This window comes from Planctomonas deserti (assembly GCF_003067705.1).
In the GTDB taxonomy this organism is placed as follows: Bacteria; Actinomycetota; Actinomycetes; order Actinomycetales; family Microbacteriaceae; genus Planctomonas; species Planctomonas deserti.
This window is the reverse complement of sequence record NZ_QANL01000105.1, coordinates 1-610: the sequence shown is the minus strand read 5'-3', so window position 1 is coordinate 610 and position 610 is coordinate 1. Positions and strand designations below refer to the sequence as shown.

Annotated in this window: 1 pseudogene; it reads left to right on the top strand. The window is 64.9% G+C overall.

Features of this window, described 5'->3' with window-relative positions:
* A pseudogene (locus DAI20_RS19770) lies at positions 1 to 610 on the top strand (DNA-directed RNA polymerase subunit beta); the annotation flags it as partial.

Sequence of the window (610 nt, the reverse complement as noted above, 5' to 3'; positions counted from 1 at the left end):
GCCAACATGCAGCGTCAGGCCGTGCCGACCCTGCGTGCGCAGAAGCCGCTGGTCGGTACCGGCATCGAGCGCGCCGTGGCGCGTGACTCCGGTGTGACCGTGAACGCCCGTCGTGGTGGCGAGATCGTGCAGATCGACGCGGCCCGCATCGTGGTCAAGGTCAACGAGGAAGAGATCGTTGGCGCCACCGACGCAGGCGTGGACATCTACAACCTGGTCAAGTACACCCGTTCGAACCAGAACACCTGCATCAACCAGCGTCCGCTGGTCCAGGTGGGTGACGTCATCGCCCGCGGCGACGTGCTGGCCGACGGTCCGTCCACCGACATCGGCGAACTGGCCCTGGGCCAGAACATGCTGATCGCGTTCATGCCGTGGAACGGCTACAACTTCGAAGACTCCATCCTGCTCTCCGAGCGCGTGGTGGAAGAGGATCGTTACACCACGATCCACATCGAAGAGCTGACCTGCGTCGCGCGTGACACCAAGCTGGGGCCGGAGGAAATCTCCGCCGACATCCCGAACGTCTCCGAGCAGGCGCTGAACCGCCTGGACGAGAGCGGCGTGGTGTACATCGGTGCCGAAGTCCGCGCCGGCGACATCATGGTCG